Here is a 19,942-nt window from a genome sequence, read left to right on the forward strand (position 1 = left end):
GTGCGCTACTGGTAACCAAACAGTTGTTTCAATGGTTTAAGAAAGCGCCTAGATACCGGCAGCTTGGCGCCGCTGCGGGTGGTGACCTCGGCGCCTGTCTCCAGTAGTTCTATCTCGGCGATGGCCTTGGGGGCTACCAAATATTGGCGATGGCATCTGAGCAACGGAGTTTTTTCTTCCAGCAGCTTCAGCGTCAGTTGGGTATGAACCTTCTCCCTGGCAGTTGCCACATGTACCCCGCCGAGATCGCTGAAGACAAATTCCACCTCGGCGACAGGGACCACCTTGAGACGGTTGCCGCTAAAGCAGGGTAGGTGTTCTAGCTGTTGTGGTGCTATGGCCGAAAATGATTGAGGTTTGAGATCCCGGCGCAGTTTGTCCAGGGTTTGGTTGAGGCGCTTCTCATCCAAGGGTTTGAGCAGATAGTCGAAGGCATGGTTATCAAAGGCCTTGACGGCAAATTCATCGTAGGCGGTAACAAACACTACTCTGGGCATATTGTCGGGATCCAGCATGGCGATAAGCTCCATGCCGCTGATCCTTGGCATTTGAATATCCAGGAACAGCAATTGAGGTTTGAGTTTGGCTATCGCCTGCATGGCCTCAATGGCGTTGCCACATTGGCCGAGAATTTCAATGTCGCCGGCTTGAAGCAGTAGTTCGGCCAACTCTTCACGGGCAAAAGGTTCGTCATCGACAATAAGACAAGTAATCACAGGGCTGTTTCCGTTATGGGTAAATGTATGCTGACTCGAGTGTAACTGTCGCGTTGGCATTCGACACTGACACCGTAATCTGTGCCGAAGAGATTCTGTATTCTTTTGTGCACCAGGTTCATCCCCAGGCCATCGGATTCCTCGGCGGGTTGATATAGCCCGGCGTTGTCTGTGACTTCCAGTATGAGTCTGTCATCGGTGCGGCGGCCTTCTACCTGAATACGGCCTGTGTCTATCAGATGCGAAGTGCCATGTTTGACTGCGTTTTCTATGATGGGTTGCAAAGTAAAGGCCGGTACCCTGATGGCTAGCAGCGACTCGGGAATGGCGATATCTACCTCGAGCTTATCAATGAAGCGGGCCTTTTCTATGGTGAGATAGGCTTCGATATGCTCAAGCTCATCTCCTAGGGTGACTAGGCCGGCAGTACGCTTGAGGTTAATTCGCAAAAACTGACTCAGCTGTTGCAGCAAGGTCCTGGCCATGGGCGGATCGCGGCGAATGATAGCCCCTATGGTATTGAGCGCGTTGAATAGAAAATGTGGGTTGACCTGAGCCTGCAACAGCTTGAGCTCCGCCTGGGTCAGCAAGTTTTGCTGTTGCTCGAAACGGCCGTAGAGAATCTGGTTCGACAGCAGGCGGGCGATCCCTTCTCCCAGAGTACGGTTGATATTGAGAAACAGCTTGTTCTTGGGTTCATACAGCTTGATGGTCCCTATGACCTCGTTGTCGCTACGAAGTGGGATCACCAAACTTGAACCCAGTTTACAACTGGGAGAGATGGAGCAGGCATAGGGAACCTCTACTCCGTCGGCAAACATCACCTTATTCTGTTTAATCGCATCTAGGGTGATTTGGGACGATATCAAGGTGCCGGGCAAGTGGTGATCGGCACCTATGCCGATAAAGGCCAGAAGCTTTTCCCTATCTGTGATGGCCACCGCGCCGACATTGGTTTCCTCTATGACTATCTTGGCGACCTGGGTGCTGGTTTCCTCATTGAAGCCTGAGCTCAAGAGCCCCACACTGCGCTCGGCGATTTTCAGCGCCTTGGTAGAGAAACTGGACGAGAGCTTATCGAACATGGTTTTTTGATCCCGTACCATGCTCATAAACAGCGCCGCACCTATGGAGTTGACCAGCAACATGGGCGGAGCTATCTGGCGCACCAGTTCCCAGGCTTCATCAAAGGGCTCGGCCAGCAACAGGATAATGCTCATCTGCATCATCTCGGCATAAAAGGTGATAAGACACACTAGGATGGGGTTGAATACCAATTCGGCCTTGCCCTGACGGCGCAGGTAGTAACTTATCATCCCGGCCGAAAAACCTTCCAAGGTGGTGGAAACCGCACAGGCCAGATCGGTAAAACCACCCAAGCTATACCTGTGCAATCCTCCTGTTAGGCCGACCAGCAAACCTGTGGTTGGGCCGCCGAGAAGGCCTCCTAATACGGCGCCCATCGCGCGGGTATTGGCGATGGCGCCATGAGTCTGCTCACCGAAATAGGTAGCCATGATACAAAAACCAGAAAACACCAGATAAAGAAAGATCTTATGGGGCAGTCGGGTCGATGCTTCGGTAAACAGCTTGAACAAAGGGGTCTTGCTGACCAGATAAACGATCACCAAATACAGGCTCATCTGTTGTGTCAGCAATAAAATAAGGGACATGAAAACTCCTCTTGCACAAGCAAACCATCGCCATAATGACAAACAAGTTGCGCAAAATCAGGGAATGCGACTGCAAAATCCGTTAAAAATCGGCAGCGACTCATTATTTTGTGGAGGATACATGAATTCATCGATACATGGCCATCAGGTGCTGCAGCTGCTGCTGGAACAAACGGCTCCCATTAAGCGGGACAAACTCATGGCAATGATGCAGGATCGTTTTGGTAAAGATGCCCGTTACCATACCTGCAGCACCGAAGGGATGGATGCCGAGGCTTTGCTTAACTTTCTGGCGACCAAGGGTAAATTTATCGAATCAGCTCAGGGGCTGAGCACTCTTGAGAGTAAGATCTGCCGTCATTGAGTCTCATCTGCCTCGTCTCTGGCTATCATTTCGGTCTGGGCCTTTTCGCTCAGGTTATGAAAGTCGCGAATGAAGATCCTCAGCAGCCTGGACTTGGCAATGCCTGTCTTACGGGCGATGCTGTCCAGTTGACTGATACTGACTTCGGTGAGGGTAAAAGTGGCATGACGATAGAGACGGGTAGATTTTTTGTCCAGACCGGCACCAGACTTGGATGAGGTGCTCCCGGCTAACTTGCTGGGTTTACCGTGAGCATAGTTGTTGGCGTCTTCGATAAAGTCATCGACAGAGACCTTCTTGGCCTTGGGTTTGATCTTTTTTCGTTTGAGATCAGTTAAGCTCATAAGAGTTTTCCGGCGGAATGGCTAGCAGCTCATCGGCAATATTGCGAATTTCCTCGGCGGCTTTTCCATCGGGTTCAATTTCGATGACCGAGGAGCCTTTTTCTTCACTGTCATCGTAGATGTTACGGCTGAAGGTGACCGAGTCGAGTACCCTCAAACCGAATGATTTTACTACATCTTTAGCTTCCAGAATGCGTTTGAACTGCGAGGGCAGGGCCGGGCATTGAGTCAGCACAATTGTTGCCACCATCTTGGGATTGACCATCTTACAGGTGCTGAGCATATCTTCCATATGCGGCAAGGTTTTCAAATCGCGCCGCTTGGGCCTTAAGGGGATCACCACATAGCTGGCAACCGACATGGCGGCGCGCATTGCCAAGTTATCCTGGCCGCCACAGTCGACTATCACATAGTCGAAGCGTTCATCCAGACTCAGGAGATCGTTGCGGATCTTGCCGTAGAGCTGAATACAGTTGATGGCCGGCAGGGAAGGATCATTGTTGCGGGCCTGGATCCAGTCGGATGTGGTGCGCTGAGGGTCGCAGTCGACCATCAATACATTGGCCTGATATTTCTGGGTAATGTGTACAGCCAAATTCTGGGCCAGGCAGCTCTTGCCACTCCCCCCTTTTTCCCCACCTACGAGCAGTATCATGAATTTTCTCCCCGTGTCCTCGGTACTTATGTCGAATTAAAGTATAGAACACCCCGGATACCACGTCGGAGTCTAGATAAGTTGCATAGCGATGTGAAAACTCTTTGGATGACTCTCGCTGCAACGACACACCTGTCCCTTGATGGTGTTTTGGGCATCGGTTCCGGCATGAAAGGTCACAGATACCAGTTCTCCCAAGGCAAAGGGCTGACTGTATTCGAATAAAATTCCCCGTCTGGAAAGATCGATACAGATACCATCGTCATTGTGCTCATTGCCCGCTTTATCCAACCAATGAAGCCGGATCCGCTCGGCCTCCAGATCGACCCTCAGTGAGCCGCGTCTCTCGATAACATCATCCAGATTTTCATCCATGTCGATCCCCTTCAGTTCAATGGATAGCCTGCAATTACCTCATTACTGATCGCGCCTACTTTACTCAGAGCGGTATGCGGTGACAGCTCAAGGTCGGTGCCCAAAACCCCAAGTATTGCCGCATCTTTTCTTACTCGCAGAGTGAACCCGCTCTCAATGCGCAGTGAGGTAAGTGTTTTAAAAATAGCATAGATTTGGTGATAGTTACGGTTGCTTGGTTAAAGCAAATAAAACTGAGCCCGGCAGTTGCCGGGCTCATGGGGTCAGTTGTCATATTCCTGATTCTTGGGATAGGGCATTTTCAACTGCCCCCAGCGGATCACTATCACGGTTGCCGCCAGTACTAGGGTCGAGATTGAGATGGCGACTATGCGCCAATCTTCCATCGCTTTCATATCCAAAATAAGGTAACGGGCCAGGGCTACAATCGCGATATAGAGTGGCATACGCACAGGCAACTTGCCGGACTCGGCATAATTAGCCACCATGGCCAGCACTTCCAGATAGATAAACAGTAGCAGTAGATCGGCAAGAGCCACCGCGCCCATCTTGAAGATATGCACTATTTCTTGACCAATGGCGACGACAGTGGCTATGGCAATAACAAACAAGACCAGATGTTCGACGGCTTTAAGGCTCTTAGAGCCGTAATTGCGATACAGTTCCATGAAAACTCCCTGAAATCATTTCCTAAAATAGTATCAGCAAATTTACTGGCTGCCGCGAAATCTATGTGACAGCTTTCACAGAACCTTTAACCGGGGCGACCATCCAGTCTTGGGCGGCAAAGGATGGGGGCATAAAGCAGAATAAAAGTGGCAAATGCGACTAGCCAGCAGAAAATCGCGCCCATCAGCAAGATTTGGCTTGCCTGAGGCACAATGGCTGCCGCGACCCGCAAGGTTGCAGCCAGCAGCATTAAGCCAAAGGCGGGGATCATCGGCCAGGCTATTTGTAGCGGTCTGCCGGAATGCCCTAATGATACCCTCGCCATCATAGCCAGGATCATTCCCCCCATGCCGCCAACCGTCAGAGCATGAAATCCCAGCATCATCTGGCCACTGACACCGATAATCAGCAGTCCGAGCGGAATAAACAAATAACTTAAATGCAATGACCACAACAGTGGAACTTTGAGACTGGCACGCCAGCCCCAACGTGTCCAGCGTAGCAGCAATGAGACACCTGCCAGCAAGGCCAGTACTTGTGTTAGCCAAGGGTAGGGTAAAAACAAACTGATCAGCATCAGGGGTAAGGAGGCGAAGCTGAGCGCTTCGAGTACAGGGCTTGGCGCCCCGCGCTTGAAATCTGTGGCGCGTTCGGTAAAGAAGGGGATCACCCTGCCACCCAGCAGGGCCACTAGAATAACGATCAACAAGGCTGCGGCCTGCAGTGCCTTTTGTGCCAACCCTGGCTGTTCAAGGCCGAGATAAGAGAGGACGTTGGCGCCGAAGAGCAACAGCAGCAGTGGTACAAACACCAGGTTACGCCACTGTTTGACTCGAATGACGGCTAAACCGAGCAGTAGTGCCGTGATCGGGAAGAAGGCCAAATCCAGCAGCATGACCCAGGTAAAAGGGGCTATGCCGGCATCGAGCAAGAGTAGTCTGGGAGCCAACCATAGACACCAGAGCAGTAGCAATGGCCAGCCTTTGACACCTGGGATACCGGTCCAGTTTTGCACTGCTGTTAACAAAAAGCCCGCGATAACGGCACCGGTGAAGCCGAACAGCATTTCGTGACCATGCCACCACAGAGGATTGGCGTGGGGCGTCAGTGGTAGTTGACCACTGAGCAAGGCTCCCCAGAGTAAGAGTGACAACAAGCCAAACAGGCTGGCGCCGAGAAAAAACGGCCTGAAGCCCAAACGAAAGAGCGCCAACGGAAACTGCTTGTTGGCCGGTTCATCGATGTTGAGGATGCCGCCCCGGGGGGGACGAGTGCCGGATTTGCTCATAGTCTTGCCTTAATACCCAAACAAAATACTCGGGTATTTTAAGGTGCAATATTAATGCATGTAAATATATCCAAAGAGTTATCTGTTTGAGCTGATAGGGATCAACTGGGGCATTCTTGAATACTCGGGCTTAACTCGATAGACATTACCGGAGGGAGAGTGGTTTTATCTGCACGAGCACCAGGCATAAAAAAACCGCCATTTGGCGGTTTTCTCTATTTATTTAAGCACCTTGCTTAATAACTTATTTCAGTGCTTCACTCAATAGAGGGCGAAAGCGCTTGACCAAAAGGCTGGTGGCTTTAGGCGCACCGGCAACGATATGGCCAGAGAGCAGGTAGTTGTGGCCACCACTGAAGTCGGTCACTGTACCACCGGCTTCACGAACAATCAGATCGCCGGCGGCGATATCCCAAGGCTTGAGGCCCAGTTCGAAGAAGGCGTCTACACGACCGGCGGCCACATAGGCCAGATCCAGTGCAGCAGAGCCTGCACGGCGTAAATCGGCACAGACAGAGAAGGTTTCTGTGAACAGCTTCATATAGGTTTCAGTATGCTGACGAGCCTTGAAGGGGAAACCTGTGGCCACCAGGCTGCTATTCAAGTCATTGACATTGTTTACCCGGATACGGAAGTCATTCAACTTGGCCCCTTTACCACGAACGGCACTGAACAGTTCATCGCGAACGGGATCATAAACAACGGCAACTTCAGTCTTGCCCTTGTACTGCATGGCGATGGATACGGCGAAGTGAGGGAGGCCTTTAACGAAGTTATTGGTGCCATCCAGAGGATCAACAATCCACAGATAATCTTTGTTGGTACCGCGGTTTTCACCATTTTCCTCTCCCACTATGCTGTGGTCAGGATAGGATTTGCGGATCTGATAGATAATTGCTGCTTCTGCTTCCTTGTCTACACTGGTCACAAAATCGTTGACACCTTTGGCATCGACTTCAATACGGTCGAGTTCGGTGTAGGCACGCATAATAGTTTGGCCCGCAGCGCGAGCAGCGCGCACGGCAATAGTCAGCATCGGATGCATTGCAATCCCCTGGATGTTAAAGAACGGATGAAAAATTCGGCGCAGATTATACCCGAGTTGACGCTGATATCAAATGGCGATTTTTCTATAAGCAAAAATATATGCCTGTGGTACCATCCTTCCCCTGTTTTTTACTTTTTTAAGTTGTTCCATGCTTTCCAATATTCGTGTCGTTCTGGTTGGGACTACTCATCCCGGAAATATAGGTTCTGTGGCCAGGGCCATGAAAACAATGGGATTGTCTAACCTTTATCTGGCGGAGCCTAAAGTTGAGCCGGACGGCCAATCTATTGCACTCGCCGCCGGCGCCTCCGACATTCTTAAACATCTGGTCAAAGTCGATAGCCTGGAAGAGGCGATTAAAGACTGCAGTCTGGTGATTGCCACCAGTGCCCGCAGTCGCACTCTCGACTGGCCTGTGCTCGAACCCCGTGAAGCAGGCAGCAAATTAGCACTCGAGAGCGGCCAAGGGCCAGTCGCCATTGTCTTTGGCCGTGAAAGTCATGGCTTGAGTAACGAAGAGTTACAGAAATGCCACTATCATGTGTGTATCCCCGCCAACCCTGAATACAGCTCACTCAACCTGGCTCAGGCGGTGCAGCTAATCTGTTATGAGACGCGAGTGGCATGGCTGGAAAAACATCAGCAAACCGAACAGGAGCTGGTTGAGTACCCTTCGAGTGAAGACCACGAGCGTTTCTTTGAACATTTGGAACGGACGTTGCAAAAGACCGGCTTTATTATCAAGAATCATCCGGGACAAGTGATGATCAAGCTGCGGCGCCTGTTTACTCGGGCCAGAATCGAAACGCAGGAGATGAATATACTGCGCGGGATCCTGACATCGATAGAAAAAAAGGTCGACAGTAAAGAAGAGTAATCTGAGGAATCAAGATGGGTGTGATAGCCAGGTTGAAAGAGGATATAGAGTCCATTTACCACAGGGATCCTGCTGCACGAAGTGCGCTGGAGATATTACTCAATTACCCGGGAATGCAAGCCATTTGGATGCACCGCATCAGCCATAGACTGTGGAAGGCCAAATGGTGTTTTTTGGCGCGCTGTCTTTCGACCTTTTCCCGCTGGTTTACCGGAGTGGAAATACATCCGGGCGCAACCATAGGTCGGCGTTTCTTTATCGACCATGGCATGGGGGTTGTGATCGGTGAAACGGCCGAGATTGGTGACGATTGCACTCTTTATCACGGCGTGACTCTGGGGGGGACCACCTGGCAAGCCGGGAAGCGTCACCCGACCTTGGGTAATCATGTGGTGATCGGTGCCGGTGCCAAGGTGCTGGGTCCTATTACTATGCATGATGGTGCCCGAGTGGGTTCCAACTCTGTAGTGGTTAAAGATGTGCCCAAAGATACCACGGTTGTGGGGATCCCTGGCCGGGCCGTCACCGTTGCATCGGCTCAATCCAAAGAAACCAGTGCCCGCCGCAGTGCCATGGCCAAGAAGTACGGTTTTGATGCCTACGCCGTGTCACCGGATAACCCAGATCCAGTAGCCAATGCCATAGGCCAGATGTTGGATCATATGCATCTGATGGACTCCAAAGTACAGGAAGTCTGTCAGGCTATAGAAAAAATGGGTGGTAACGTCTGCACTGAACGTCTGCCCGAATTGGATGTGGGCGAGTTCAGTGATGCTGAAACTGCAGCGGCGGAAAAGCGCCAACAAGCAATGGATGAGTTTGATCCCATTATCTGATACTTGATGGCTTATTTGTGGGCTTTTGCCATTGAATAATAGTGGTGAAAAAGGTTAAATACCCCACTAAGCAGGCTGGGTATTCAACCTGATTTCAGAGCTACTAATACCCGAGTAAATAAGTAGGATTTATACTTGACTGAATTGCTCGGGTATGTTGAAATTCCCACATACCTGTTTGGGAGCCGTGGTCGCTTTTATGAAACTAACATCCAAGGGTCGCTACGCAGTGACAGCCATGCTCGACGTGGCCATACATTCGGCGCAGGGGCCGGTACCGCTGGCAGATATTTCCGAGCGCCAGGGGATTTCCCTTTCCTACCTAGAACAACTCTTTGCCAAACTGAGAAAGCAGGGCCTCGTCGCGAGTGTGCGCGGTCCAGGTGGTGGCTATCGCCTCGGACTGGAAGCCAGTGATATCTCGGTGGGCATGGTGGTACATGCGGTGGATGAATCCGTCGATGCCACTCGTTGCCAGGGACATGGAAACTGTCAGAGCGGTACCCGTTGTCTGACGCATTCGCTCTGGGGTGACCTGAGCAAACAGATTTCTGATTTTTTAAACGGTATCAGTCTTGCTGCACTCATGCAGAAACGGGATGTACAGTTCATCTCGGTAAAGCAAGACCAGATGCAGCAGGAGCAGAGAGTCAGTGCGTGAGCTGATCCTCTGGTGGATATAAAAACGAATAATGTACGTTGTATGTAGCCTCGGCCGAGACTGCGAAGTACGGAGTGTGTAATGAAGCTTCCTATCTATTTGGATTATGCCGCAACAACGCCTGTAGACCCCCGGGTTGCAGACAAAATGGTACAGTACATGACAATGGACGGTGTATTCGGTAACCCCGCATCCCGTTCACACCGCTACGGCTGGCAGGCCGAAGAAGCGGTGGATATCGCCCGTAACCAAGTCGCGGAACTGATCAATGCCGATCCCCGTGAAATTGTGTTTACCTCAGGCGCCACCGAGTCCGACAACCTGGCTATTAAAGGTGTTGCCCACTTCTACCAGAAGAAGGGCAAGCACATCATCACCAGCAAGACTGAGCACAAGGCCGTACTGGATACCTGCCGTCAGCTGGAGCGTGAAGGTTTCGAGGTCACTTACCTGGAGCCTTCGGCCAACGGTATTATCCCCATGGAACGCCTGGAAGCGGCTATGCGCGACGACACCATTCTTGTCAGCATTATGCATGTCAACAACGAGATAGGTGTGATCCACGATATCGATGCCATCGGCGAACTTTGCCGCAGCAAAGGCATCATCTTCCACGTGGATGCTGCCCAGAGTGCCGGTAAACTGCCTATCGATATTCAAAAGACCAAGGTCGACCTCATGTCTATCTCGGGTCACAAGATGTATGGCCCCAAAGGCATTGGTGCCCTGTATGTACGCCGTAAGCCTCGTATTCGTCTGGAAGCCCAGATGCATGGCGGTGGTCATGAGCGTGGTATGCGCAGCGGCACCCTGGCGACACACCAAATTGTGGGTATGGGTGAAGCGGCAGCCATTGCCAAAGCCGATATGGAAAAAGATAACGAGCGTATTCGCTATCTACGCGACAAGCTGTGGAACGGTATCAAAGATATCGAAGAAACCTATCTCAATGGCGATATGGAGCAGCGTGCCTGCGGCAGCTTGAACGTCAGCTTTAACTATGTAGAAGGCGAGTCGCTGATGATGGCGCTCAAGGACTTGGCCGTATCTTCCGGCTCGGCCTGTACTTCTGCCAGTCTTGAGCCCAGCTATGTGCTGCGTGCCTTGGGACTGAATGACGAGATGGCGCACAGCTCAATCCGTTTCTCCATCGGTCGTTTCACTTCCGAGGAAGAGATCGACTACGCAATCGAAACCATTAAAAACTCTATTGGCAAACTGAGAGAAATGTCACCACTTTGGGAAATGTTCAAAGATGGTGTGGACCTCAACCAGGTGCAGTGGGCACACCACTGATCCCCGCGGATAGATGAATTTGGAGCAGTATCATGGCTTACAGTGAAAAAGTGATAGATCATTACGAGAACCCGCGTAACGTAGGTTCTTTCGACAAGAACGACCCATCCGTAGTAACCGGTATGGTGGGGGCGCCCGCCTGTGGTGACGTGATGAAACTGCAACTCAAGATTGACGAGCAGGGCATCATTGAAGACGCTCGCTTTAAGACTTACGGCTGTGGCAGCGCTATCGCCTCTAGCTCTTTGGTGACCGAATGGGTTAAAGGCAAGTCCATCGAGGAAGCGGCCGCCATCAAGAACACGGATATTGCAGAAGAGCTGGCTTTGCCACCTGTGAAGATCCACTGTTCGATTCTGGCCGAAGACGCCATCAAGGCGGCTCTGGAAGAGTACAAGTCCAAGCAAGCTAAATAACGCCAGGAGTTAAGATGGCTATTACTATGACGCCTGCAGCTGCCGAGCGTGTTCGTGCTTTCCTGAGCAACAGAGGAAAGGGCATAGGTTTGCGTTTGGGGCTCAAGACTTCAGGCTGTAGCGGGATGGCTTACGTTCTGGAATTTGTCGACGAACTCAATGAAGATGATGAGGTTTACACCATTGATGGTGTCAACATCATCATAGATGCCAAGAGCTTCATCTATCTTCAGGGGATCGAGCTGGACTTTGTCAAGGAAGGACTCAACGAAGGCTTTAAATTCAATAACCCTAATGCCAAAGGTGAGTGTGGTTGCGGTGAGAGCTTCACGGTTTAAGTTTCACCGCCGCCTTGAGAGTATATGAATTATTTCGAGCTGTTTGATTTAACTCCCTCCTTTGATGTGGACACCGCCGAGCTTGCCAGTCGCTATCGCGATCTGCAGCGGGCGGTGCATCCCGACAAGTTTGCCAACGCCAGTGAACAGCAAAAGCTGTTGGCCATTTCCCGCACTGCTCAGATCAACGACGCCTTTCAGACCCTGAAAGATCCTATCCGTCGAGCCGAACATATGTTGGCGCTCAAAGGTGTGGATATCAGTCACGAGACCACTACGGTCAAAGACACCGCCTTTTTGATGCAGCAGATGGAATGGCGTGAAGCGCTGGAGGAGATAGGCCAGAGTGGCGATGCCCAGAGTGATATCGATGAACTCGATGTTTCATTCGTGGCTTATCGTAAGCAGGTGACAGAGTTGCTGCGCAACCAACTTCACAGTTCCACAGAGGCCGATGTAATTGCCGCGGCAGATCAAGTCCGTAAGTTGAAGTTTATGGCAAAATTGCAGGATGAACTGCAGCGGGCCCAGGATGCGCTGTTCGACTAAATCCGTTTTCGGCCTTCAAGCATATTCCTACGGTTGGCTCAATTTCTGATTGGGCCAACTTTTTAAACACAAGATGGAAGACTATGGCACTTTTGCAGATTGCTGAACCCGGCCAAATGGCCGCTCCTCATCAACACAGATTAGCCGCCGGGATAGACTTGGGTACCACCAACTCCCTGGTTGCAGCGGTTCGCAGCGGCGAGACCAGCACACTGGCCGACGAGCAAGGTCGGCATTCATTGCCATCTGTGGTGCACTATGGCGAGCAGGGCGTCCGAGTAGGTCACGATGCCCTGGCCGATTCGGCCAAGGATCCTGAAAACACCATAGTGTCGGTGAAGCGTTTCATGGGCCGCTCTTTAGCCGATGTACAAAGCGGCGAGCAAGCTTTTCCCTATCAGTTTGAGGCCAGTGAAAACGGCCTGCCATTGTTTGTGACCCGCGCCGGTAAAATAAATCCGGTTCAGGTGTCTGCCGAGGTTTTGCGCCCCTTGATTGCCCGCGCCGAGTCCACTCTGGGTGGACCATTGGAAGGCGTGGTTATCACAGTGCCAGCTTATTTTGATGATGCCCAGCGTCAGGGAACCAAAGATGCGGCAGCCTTACTTGGTATCAAGGTCTTACGCCTGCTCAATGAGCCGACGGCGGCCGCCATCGCCTATGGCCTGGACTCGGGTCAGGAAGGCGTTATTGCCGTCTATGATTTGGGTGGCGGCACCTTTGATATTTCTATTTTGCGTCTCAACCGCGGCGTATTTGAAGTCTTGGCGACCGGCGGCGACTCGCGCCTGGGTGGTGATGACTTTGATGAACTGCTGCAAGGCTTACTGCGTGAACGCATGGCGCTGGAGTCGCTTTCCAGCCAGGAAGCGCGGCAGTTGCTGATGGAAGCCCGGCGGGTAAAAGAGGCGTTGACCGATAGCGACAGCACTATTGCTAAGCTGACACTGCAAGACGGCAGTGAGCGTGAAGCCGAGGTGAGTCGCAGTGAGTTTGACCAGTTGATCAACACACTGGTGAAGAAAACCATTCAAGGTTGCCGCAAGGCTTTGCGTGACGCCGGAGTGGATGCCGGCGAGGTACTGGAAACCGTGATGGTTGGAGGCTCCACCCGGGTGCCTCTGGTGCGGGAAATGGTTGGTGATTTCTTTGGTAAGACGCCGCTGACATCGATTGACCCGGATCGCGTGGTCGCCATAGGTGCTGCGGTACAGGCCGATATCCTGGTGGGTAACAAGCCTGACTCGGATCTCTTGCTGCTGGATGTGATCCCGCTGTCGCTCGGCATTGAAACCATGGGCGGTTTGGTGGAGAAGGTGATCCCGCGCAATACCACCATTCCGGTGGCCAGAGCCCAGGAATTCACCACCTTCAAAGACGGTCAGAGCGCCATGGCGTTTCATGTGGTGCAAGGTGAACGCGAGCTGGTGGCCGATTGCCGCTCTCTGGCGCGCTTTACCCTCAAGGGCATTCCACCATTGGCCGCCGGCGCTGCGCATATTCGGGTGACCTTCCAGGTCGATGCCGATGGCTTGCTCAGTGTCACTGCTATGGAGAAGTCTACTGGGGTGCAATCCAGCATCCAGGTTAAACCTTCCTTCGGCCTGAGTGATACTGAAATTGCTGGAATGCTTAAAGACTCGATGCAGAATGCCAAAGAGGATATTGAGCTGAGAATGCTCACCGAGCAACGAGTGGAAGCGGCCAGAGTACTGGAATCGCTGCACTCGGCGCTGGCGAAAGATGGCGAACTGCTCAGCCAGGAGGAACGCGCTCTGGTTGACCGCGCCATGGCTGACTTGAATGAAACTGCTGCCAATGGTGATGTTGATGCCATCAAGGCGGCGATAGAAGCGGTGGATGCGCAGACCCAGGAGTTTGCCGCCAGACGCATGGACAATTCGATTCGGGCCGCACTGAAGGGTCAGTCGGTCGATAACATATAGGTGAGACTATGCCACAGATAGTATTTTTGCCCCATGAAGAACTGTGTCCAGAAGGCGCCGTGGTGGAGGCAGAGGTGGGTGAATCCATTTTGGATGTCGCGCTGAAAAACGGCATCAACATAGAGCATGCCTGCGAGAAATCCTGTGCCTGTACCACCTGCCATGTGATAGTGCGTGAAGGTTTCGATGATCTCGAGCCCAGCGATGATCTGGAAGACGACATGCTGGACAAGGCCTGGGGCCTGGAACCAGAAAGCCGTCTGTCTTGTCAGGCCAAGGTGGTTGAAACCGATATGGTGGTGGAAATCCCTAAATACACGGTCAACATGGTCAGTGAAGGCTAGAGAAGGTTAGAACAAGTCCTTGTGGCCTTCTCTTTTGTAGAGAGTAGCTGGCACAGCAATGGGCGTTCAAGGCACCTTCCCTAAGTGCTGACATCTTTTGAAAACCGGTCCCAAGAGGCCGGTTTTTTTATTGCTATGCTTGGCATGCAGAGATTGATTTCCAACACGGCAGGCGTATGATGCGCTGTCTTTTTCACTCTTCGGGATACTGACCGGAATGCAGATTGCAATTTTGTCACAGAACAAAACCTTATATTCCACACGCCGCTTGGTGGAGGCCGCCCAAGAACGGGGTTATCAGGTGCAGGTGATCAATCCGCTGGAATGTTACATGAATATCAGCATGCAGCAGTCCAGTATCCATATAGGGGGCGTTGAATTGCCGCCCTTCGATGCGGTGATCCCGAGGATAGGCGCTGGCATTACCTTCTACGGCACGGCTGTAGTGCGTCAGTTCGAAATGATGTCGACCTATACACTCAATAGCTCCATGGGGATCTCTCGCTCGAGGGATAAGCTGCGTTCCATGCAGTTACTGTCCCGCAAAGGCATAGGACTGCCAGTGACAGGTTTTGCCAATAAGCCCAGCGATATTCCGGATCTTATCGATATGGTCGGTGGCGCTCCCTTAGTGATTAAACTCTTGGAAGGTACTCAAGGTATAGGTGTGGTACTGGCCGAAACCCGTAAGGCGGCCGAGAGCGTGATTGAGGCCTTTATGGGCCTCAAAGCCAACATCATGGTGCAGGAATATATCAAAGAGGCTCAAGGAGCCGATATCCGCTGTTTTGTGCTTGGTGACAAGGTGATTGCTGCCATGAAACGCCAGGCTCTGCCGGGAGAATTTCGCTCCAACCTGCACAGGGGCGGCACGGCAACCCTGGTAAAGTTGTCTCCGGAGGAGCGTTCAATCGCGGTGCGCGCCGCCAAAACCATGGGGTTGAATGTTGCCGGTGTGGATATTTTACGCTCCAACCACGGCCCCGTGGTGATGGAGGTCAATTCATCCCCTGGACTCGAAGGGATTGAAGCCGCTACCGGCAAAGATGTTGCCGGTGCCATCATAGAGTTTATTGCCAAGCAGAGGCACAAGGGAAAGGCGCCCAGTGAAGCCTGATTTTGCCAATAGAAAAGTGTTAATCAATGCTATAAAGCCTTCTTCTGCAGCGCTATACTCAAAGTCAATTCTTATCTGATGCAGGAGTAACCATGGGACTCAAGTGGATAGATTCATTGGACTTGGCTTTGGAGCTGCTGGAAGCACATCCTGATGTGGATCCACAGCAACTGCATTTTCCTGAGCTTTACGAGTGGATCTTGGCGTTGGAAGCCTTCGATGATGATCCCAAACACTGCAGCGAAAAAATCCTCGAAGCCGTGCAGCAATGTTGGATAGAGGAAAAGTAGCGCCCGCTGGCTGAAAGCTGATCTCGGTCAAATTATCACCATCAGGAGTCAACTATATTTATCCGGTTAATAAATTGTTGATCCCTGATTTTCTGGAGGTGAGTCATGACACGTATTTTCGCCTGTAGTTTTGGATTATTTGCCCCGGCCGTGCTTGCGCATTCAGGACACGGTGGCATAGGTCTTTTCCATCATTTCCCGCCATTTATGCCTTTGTTGCTGTTATTTATTTGTCTTGGCGCCGGCTATTTGTGGCTCAAGCATAGGCACTGAACCGAGAATCACTTGGCTTGTATCACAGCTTTTACTGACGGGCTTATGAGATAAGATTAGGATTTGACGCGATTATTTCGTATAATCCGCGCGAATTTTTAAACTCGCTGATTAAGGAATCTAGTCATGGCGATCGAACGTACTTTTTCTATCATTAAGCCTGATGCGGTAGCCAAGAACCACATCGGTGCTATCTACAACCGTTTTGAAACTGCCGGCCTGAAAATTGTTGCCGCCAAAATGGTTCACCTGACCAAAGAACAAGCCGAAGGTTTCTACGCTGAGCACAGCGAGCGTCCTTTCTTTGGTGCTCTGGTTTCTTTCATGACTTCTGGTCCTATCATGGTTCAAGTTCTGGAAGGTGAAAACGCCGTTCTGGCTAACCGCGAAATCATGGGTGCGACCAACCCAGCTGAAGCTGCCCGTGGTACTCTGCGCGCTGACTTCGCTGACAGCATCGATGAGAACGCTGTTCACGGCTCTGATGCTCTGGCATCTGCCGAGCGCGAAATCGCTTACTTCTTTGCTGCCGATGAGCTGTGCCCTCGCACTCGCTAATTAACAGTCAATAGATAAAAAGGAGCCTTATGGCTCCTTTTTTGTTTGGCTTTTGTGAGAAGTGAAATTTTATCCGGATCACATTTTCAGTTAAAACTGCCGCCTTGGTTATCGATTAAAAAAAAATGCATTGTAAACAATGCGTTATGATACATGGTGATACATGTTCTCTACTATCCGCATCTGTACGGTAAATAAATTATTAGCGCAGGCTTGATAAGTGGATTGTGTTTTACAATTCAAACCGGTGGTTAACACTCTGTTATCATTTAAGTTATTGATAATGTTGCTGTTATTGGTATGTTTCTCGTTTGGGGGGCTGAGTATTACATAGAATAAGAACACGGTGTTCCCTCCCTGCCACCGTGCTTTGTAAAAGGAATGAGAATATGTCAACGCAGACTGCAGTCGCTAAGGCTATCCGCTTTAGTCTGTTTGCTTTTGTTTCCACATCAATCCCTACAATGGCTTACGCCGCCGATGATGCCCAGGTTACTGAGAAAGTAGAGCGTATTGAGATCACTGGATCTCGGATTCAGCGTACCGATATGGAAACTTCTTCACCTGTTACCGTGATCAGTAAGGCTGACATTGATGCTTCCGGTATGGCAACGGTTTCAGATTTCGTTCGCAATCTCTCTCAGAATAGCTTTGGTTCATTTCGAGATGCGTCCGGTTTCGGCTCTGGTCAGTCATCTCAGTCAACAGTGAGTATGCGGGGGTTAGGTGCATCCAGAACTCTGGTTTTGATCGATGGGCGTAGAATGGGGTCTTCGGTCGCTTTTGGTGGCGGAACTCAAAACCTCAACGTGGTTCCCATGGCCGCAGTCGAGCGAATCGAAGTTTTACGTGATGGAGCATCGGCCGTTTATGGTTCAGATGCTGTTGCTGGTGTAATCAATATCATCACGAAAAAAGAATATGAAGGGGTCGAGGTTGACACCGAATTTGGTACAACTGAACACGGTGGTGCAGATAACTCAAGTGTTCGTATGACTTTTGGGGCTTCTGGCGAAAAAACCAACATCGTAGCATCAGTCGAATATTTTAACCGTTCCCCTTTGTACGATGCTGATCGCAGCTATTCAGAAACTCTATATAGTCCTTATGGTTGGCCAGGCACAGGTTCTTATATCGATAAGACCAAGCCAATACTCGATGATGATGGCAAGCCTACTGGTGCCTATGAACGTGTGAGTTTTGCCGATAGTCGATGTGGAGAAGGTAACTCGGCTTTAGTTGGTGACGTCTGCGCTTATAATGCTGCTGCAGAATCTGCAACTATGGCATCGCAGGAGCGTTTTTCTACGTTCTTGAAAGTTGACCATCAAGTTGCCGAAGATATCAACTGGATTAGTCGAGTGATGATGAGCAGAGTTTGGACTGAAGGCCAATATGCTGCTGCACCCAACAGTTATAACCCGGTGTTGAAGTGGACCGAGGCTAATAGTGATATCTACGAAGCTACCGTAAATCAATATGGTAATGATTACCTGAAAGGACAGTTAAAGTACGATGCTGATGGTAAGTTGATCGGTGGTGATGATATTAGCCTCCGGATGAGAACTGTGCCACTCGGTCCCCGTATTACTAAAATTGAAGATACAGATATTAACGTACTGACTTCTTTGGAAGGTTATAGTGATGTTTTAGACGGAATGAATTGGAGCCTAGGTGCTCAATGGATTCGCTCTGATGTAAACACTGTCCAAACCGGATTGGCCAATGCCAAGATGATCCAAGAAATGCTCGACAATGGTACTTTGGATTATTTTGCTGCGGGAGCCGGTTACCAGGAAGGTGATAATGAGAAGGCATTACAGCAGGCTGCTCATACCGGTATTTTTACCGGCCGAGTCCAAACCTATGGTGTAGACGGTAGTATCAGCTTTGATCTTTTTGACATGCCCGCGGGGACAGTTCCTTTGGCTCTTGGCGTAGAGTTCATGCGAACTGAATATGATAAGTTCAATGATGCTGGCTCTAATTTAGGCAATATTATCGGTACTTCTGGGGGCGATAACATTCGTGGAAAGAGTCGTGAAGTAACCTCAATTTCCATGGAGTCTATGTTGCCGCTGATGGACAATATGGATCTGGAGTTATCGGCAAGATTCGATGACTACAGTGACTTTGGCAGTACTTTTAATCCAAAAGTTGGACTGAGTTATCGTCCTGTTGACTCTCTGTTGCTTCGTGCGTCCTACGGCACTGGCTTTAGAGCACCTACCTTTGATGACATGTATGCGACTGCATCTGAAACTTATCTTTGGGCAACCGACTGGGTGGGATGTAGTGCTGGTGTCGCTGAGTGTGGTGAAGCTCAATATCGTGCACAATACCAAGGAAATGAGGAGTTGGATCCTGAAGAGTCCACCTCTTTATCTCTTGGCGTCGTATGGAATGTCACCGACTCACTGGATTTTGAGCTTTCATATTATGACATCGAAATAGATGACGTTATCACAACTATGTCTTCTCAAGATGTACTGAACCTCGAACGTGACGGCTATGATGTAAGCGGTATGCTGTATCGGAATGCCAACGGTGAAATCGATTACATGGTTCTGAAGAAGATGAACTTGGGCACCTTGAAAACTTCAGGCCTTGACTTCAATATCAGGTACTTACTCGAGACTGGAGTGGGTGACTTTGTTTTCAAGGCTGAGACCAATTACGTTCTCAAATGGGAAGAGAAAGAGGGACCATCGGCTCCAATGAAAGATGTTGTTGGAGAAACTGGTCAGCCAGAATTCCGAGTCAATTTAAGCAACACCTGGACATACAACGAGTGGGATGCGTCACTGTTTGCAAGGTACACAGATGGTCAAGAAGACTCTTCATATGGCAAAACCGATAGCCAATGGATAGTTGATGCTCAGGCCGGTTACCATTTACCTTGGAATGGTAAGGTTAGTCTCGGTATTCGCAACCTGTTTGATGAAGAGCCTGCCTTTACTGAGCGCATGGGCTTCCCAGGTTATAACACTGATTTGTATGACCCAATGGGTAGAGAATATTATATTCGGTATAATCAAAAGTTCTAATTTTGGCGTCTTGATGTAGTTTAAGACTACATCAGTGCGGAACTATGTTTGTTCGAATTAAATAGTATTTGTGTTGTGTTTCAAAGCCGGCTAATAAGCCGGCTTTTTTTGTGCTTTACGTATGGATTTAGATTGATTTTTTGGAATCTGTAGATGGATGCATATCGATACATTTTTATCTAGAAAGTTTTTATTGGTTTTTTTGGGTTAAATTTATTTTACTGTTTACTATTTGAAATATATTTAACTATTTTTATACATG

The 19,942-nt window shown here is 50.3% G+C and carries 22 protein-coding genes; 14 read left to right on the plus strand and 8 right to left on the minus strand.

Annotation, left to right across the window (positions count from 1 at the left end):
* Positions 1-5: 5 nt before the first annotated feature.
* Both btsR and CBE72_RS03420 read right to left on the minus strand, forming a co-directional pair.
* Complete coding sequence (gene btsR, locus CBE72_RS03415; RefSeq protein ID WP_100142324.1) at positions 6-716, minus strand: two-component system response regulator BtsR; 711 nt, start codon at positions 714-716, stop codon at positions 6-8.
* A complete protein-coding gene (locus CBE72_RS03420) occupies positions 713-2,389 on the minus strand; it encodes a sensor histidine kinase (RefSeq protein ID WP_100142325.1) in 1,677 nt (558 codons plus the stop codon). Before CBE72_RS03420 ends, btsR begins: the two co-directional genes overlap by 4 nt.
* Before the next feature lie 121 nt (positions 2,390-2,510).
* On the opposite strand from CBE72_RS03420, the gene CBE72_RS03425 reads away from it, so the two are divergent.
* Positions 2,511-2,753, plus strand: coding sequence for a YecH family metal-binding protein (locus CBE72_RS03425; RefSeq protein WP_100142326.1), 243 nt, complete (start codon positions 2,511-2,513; stop codon positions 2,751-2,753).
* Here CBE72_RS03425 and CBE72_RS03430 read toward each other — a convergent pair.
* The 6 genes from CBE72_RS03430 to suhB form a co-directional block, all read right to left on the minus strand.
* A complete protein-coding gene (locus CBE72_RS03430; protein WP_100142327.1) occupies positions 2,747-3,097 on the minus strand; it encodes a replication protein RepA in 351 nt (116 codons plus the stop codon). The two genes, CBE72_RS03425 and CBE72_RS03430, sit on opposite strands and share 7 nt — an antisense overlap.
* Positions 3,084-3,752, minus strand: coding sequence for an AAA family ATPase (locus CBE72_RS03435; protein WP_100142328.1), 669 nt, complete (start codon positions 3,750-3,752; stop codon positions 3,084-3,086). Before CBE72_RS03435 ends, CBE72_RS03430 begins: the two co-directional genes overlap by 14 nt.
* 72 nt (positions 3,753-3,824) lie before the next feature.
* Positions 3,825-4,127, minus strand: a complete 303-nt coding sequence (locus tag CBE72_RS03440) for a PilZ domain-containing protein (protein WP_100142329.1) — start codon at positions 4,125-4,127, stop codon at positions 3,825-3,827.
* 263 nt (positions 4,128-4,390) lie between these two features.
* Positions 4,391-4,795: a phosphate-starvation-inducible protein PsiE gene (locus CBE72_RS03445; protein WP_100142330.1), complete on the minus strand. Its 405-nt coding sequence runs from the start codon at positions 4,793-4,795 to the stop codon at positions 4,391-4,393.
* Between the two features lie 86 nt (positions 4,796-4,881).
* The gene (locus tag CBE72_RS03450) at positions 4,882-6,048 is read right to left on the minus strand and encodes an NnrS family protein (protein ID WP_167387640.1); all 1,167 of its coding nucleotides are present in this window, start codon (positions 6,046-6,048) and stop codon (positions 4,882-4,884) included.
* 280 nt (positions 6,049-6,328) lie between these two features.
* Positions 6,329-7,129, minus strand: coding sequence for an inositol-1-monophosphatase (gene suhB / locus CBE72_RS03455; protein ID WP_100142332.1), 801 nt, complete (start codon positions 7,127-7,129; stop codon positions 6,329-6,331).
* Positions 7,130-7,280: 151 nt separating this feature from the next.
* On the opposite strand from suhB, the gene trmJ reads away from it, so the two are divergent.
* The 13 genes from trmJ (at position 7,281) to CBE72_RS03520 (ending at position 19,680) form a co-directional block, all read left to right on the plus strand.
* Entirely contained in the window at positions 7,281-8,009 is a 729-nt protein-coding gene (trmJ, locus tag CBE72_RS03460) for a tRNA (cytosine(32)/uridine(32)-2'-O)-methyltransferase TrmJ (RefSeq protein WP_100142333.1), read from the plus strand.
* 14 nt (positions 8,010-8,023) lie between these two features.
* Entirely contained in the window at positions 8,024-8,845 is an 822-nt protein-coding gene (cysE, locus tag CBE72_RS03465; protein ID WP_100142334.1) for a serine O-acetyltransferase, read from the plus strand.
* A 199-nt stretch (positions 8,846-9,044) separates the two neighbouring features.
* On the plus strand, positions 9,045-9,506 hold the full coding sequence (iscR, locus tag CBE72_RS03470) for a Fe-S cluster assembly transcriptional regulator IscR (protein WP_100142630.1): 462 nt from the start codon (positions 9,045-9,047) through the stop codon (positions 9,504-9,506).
* Between the two features lie 81 nt (positions 9,507-9,587).
* Positions 9,588-10,802, plus strand: a complete 1,215-nt coding sequence (locus tag CBE72_RS03475; RefSeq protein WP_100142335.1) for an IscS subfamily cysteine desulfurase — start codon at positions 9,588-9,590, stop codon at positions 10,800-10,802.
* A gap of 32 nt (positions 10,803-10,834) precedes the next feature.
* On the plus strand, positions 10,835-11,218 hold the full coding sequence (gene iscU / locus CBE72_RS03480) for a Fe-S cluster assembly scaffold IscU (protein ID WP_039033841.1): 384 nt from the start codon (positions 10,835-10,837) through the stop codon (positions 11,216-11,218).
* A 14-nt stretch (positions 11,219-11,232) separates the two neighbouring features.
* On the plus strand, positions 11,233-11,556 hold the full coding sequence (gene iscA / locus CBE72_RS03485; RefSeq protein WP_100142336.1) for an iron-sulfur cluster assembly protein IscA: 324 nt from the start codon (positions 11,233-11,235) through the stop codon (positions 11,554-11,556).
* Between the two features lie 24 nt (positions 11,557-11,580).
* Positions 11,581-12,105 carry a co-chaperone HscB gene (hscB, locus tag CBE72_RS03490; protein ID WP_100142337.1) on the plus strand — a complete coding sequence of 175 codons (525 nt, stop codon included), beginning with the start codon at positions 11,581-11,583 and terminating at the stop codon, positions 12,103-12,105.
* A gap of 83 nt (positions 12,106-12,188) precedes the next feature.
* On the plus strand, positions 12,189-14,051 hold the full coding sequence (gene hscA / locus CBE72_RS03495; protein ID WP_100142338.1) for a Fe-S protein assembly chaperone HscA: 1,863 nt from the start codon (positions 12,189-12,191) through the stop codon (positions 14,049-14,051).
* 8 nt (positions 14,052-14,059) lie between these two features.
* On the plus strand, positions 14,060-14,395 hold the full coding sequence (gene fdx, locus CBE72_RS03500; RefSeq protein WP_039033844.1) for an ISC system 2Fe-2S type ferredoxin: 336 nt from the start codon (positions 14,060-14,062) through the stop codon (positions 14,393-14,395).
* Between the two features lie 217 nt (positions 14,396-14,612).
* Positions 14,613-15,512, plus strand: a complete 900-nt coding sequence (gene rimK, locus CBE72_RS03505; protein WP_100142339.1) for a 30S ribosomal protein S6--L-glutamate ligase — start codon at positions 14,613-14,615, stop codon at positions 15,510-15,512.
* A 92-nt stretch (positions 15,513-15,604) separates the two neighbouring features.
* A complete protein-coding gene (gene iscX / locus CBE72_RS03510; protein ID WP_100142340.1) occupies positions 15,605-15,802 on the plus strand; it encodes a Fe-S cluster assembly protein IscX in 198 nt (65 codons plus the stop codon).
* Between the two features lie 399 nt (positions 15,803-16,201).
* Positions 16,202-16,633 (plus strand): nucleoside-diphosphate kinase, encoded by a 432-nt coding sequence (gene ndk / locus CBE72_RS03515; protein ID WP_025011497.1) that lies wholly within the window; start codon positions 16,202-16,204, stop codon positions 16,631-16,633.
* Positions 16,634-17,022: 389 nt separating this feature from the next.
* Positions 17,023-19,680 (plus strand): TonB-dependent receptor plug domain-containing protein, encoded by a 2,658-nt coding sequence (locus CBE72_RS03520; protein ID WP_100142341.1) that lies wholly within the window; start codon positions 17,023-17,025, stop codon positions 19,678-19,680.
* The last annotated feature ends 262 nt before the right edge of the window (positions 19,681-19,942 follow it).

The organism is Shewanella carassii (genome assembly GCF_002777975.1).
In the GTDB taxonomy this organism is placed as follows: Bacteria; Pseudomonadota; Gammaproteobacteria; order Enterobacterales; family Shewanellaceae; genus Shewanella; species Shewanella carassii.

Coding starts and splice junctions, on each gene's coding strand:
- iscR (WP_100142630.1), top strand. CDS start 9,045: ATGAAACTAACATCCAAGGGTCGCTACGCAGTGACAGCCATGCTCGAC.
- hscB (WP_100142337.1), top strand. CDS start 11,581: ATGAATTATTTCGAGCTGTTTGATTTAACTCCCTCCTTTGATGTGGAC.
- iscU (WP_039033841.1), top strand. CDS start 10,835: ATGGCTTACAGTGAAAAAGTGATAGATCATTACGAGAACCCGCGTAAC.
- CBE72_RS03430 (WP_100142327.1), bottom strand. CDS start 3,097: ATGAGCTTAACTGATCTCAAACGAAAAAAGATCAAACCCAAGGCCAAG.
- iscA (WP_100142336.1), top strand. CDS start 11,233: ATGGCTATTACTATGACGCCTGCAGCTGCCGAGCGTGTTCGTGCTTTC.
- hscA (WP_100142338.1), top strand. CDS start 12,189: ATGGCACTTTTGCAGATTGCTGAACCCGGCCAAATGGCCGCTCCTCAT.
- CBE72_RS03435 (WP_100142328.1), bottom strand. CDS start 3,752: ATGATACTGCTCGTAGGTGGGGAAAAAGGGGGGAGTGGCAAGAGCTGC.
- CBE72_RS03425 (WP_100142326.1), top strand. CDS start 2,511: ATGAATTCATCGATACATGGCCATCAGGTGCTGCAGCTGCTGCTGGAA.
- fdx (WP_039033844.1), top strand. CDS start 14,060: ATGCCACAGATAGTATTTTTGCCCCATGAAGAACTGTGTCCAGAAGGC.
- suhB (WP_100142332.1), bottom strand. CDS start 7,129: ATGCATCCGATGCTGACTATTGCCGTGCGCGCTGCTCGCGCTGCGGGC.
- iscX (WP_100142340.1), top strand. CDS start 15,605: ATGGGACTCAAGTGGATAGATTCATTGGACTTGGCTTTGGAGCTGCTG.
- rimK (WP_100142339.1), top strand. CDS start 14,613: ATGCAGATTGCAATTTTGTCACAGAACAAAACCTTATATTCCACACGC.
- CBE72_RS03445 (WP_100142330.1), bottom strand. CDS start 4,795: ATGGAACTGTATCGCAATTACGGCTCTAAGAGCCTTAAAGCCGTCGAA.
- ndk (WP_025011497.1), top strand. CDS start 16,202: ATGGCGATCGAACGTACTTTTTCTATCATTAAGCCTGATGCGGTAGCC.
- CBE72_RS03475 (WP_100142335.1), top strand. CDS start 9,588: ATGAAGCTTCCTATCTATTTGGATTATGCCGCAACAACGCCTGTAGAC.
- cysE (WP_100142334.1), top strand. CDS start 8,024: ATGGGTGTGATAGCCAGGTTGAAAGAGGATATAGAGTCCATTTACCAC.
- trmJ (WP_100142333.1), top strand. CDS start 7,281: ATGCTTTCCAATATTCGTGTCGTTCTGGTTGGGACTACTCATCCCGGA.
- CBE72_RS03520 (WP_100142341.1), top strand. CDS start 17,023: ATGTCAACGCAGACTGCAGTCGCTAAGGCTATCCGCTTTAGTCTGTTT.
- CBE72_RS03420 (WP_100142325.1), bottom strand. CDS start 2,389: ATGTCCCTTATTTTATTGCTGACACAACAGATGAGCCTGTATTTGGTG.
- CBE72_RS03440 (WP_100142329.1), bottom strand. CDS start 4,127: ATGGATGAAAATCTGGATGATGTTATCGAGAGACGCGGCTCACTGAGG.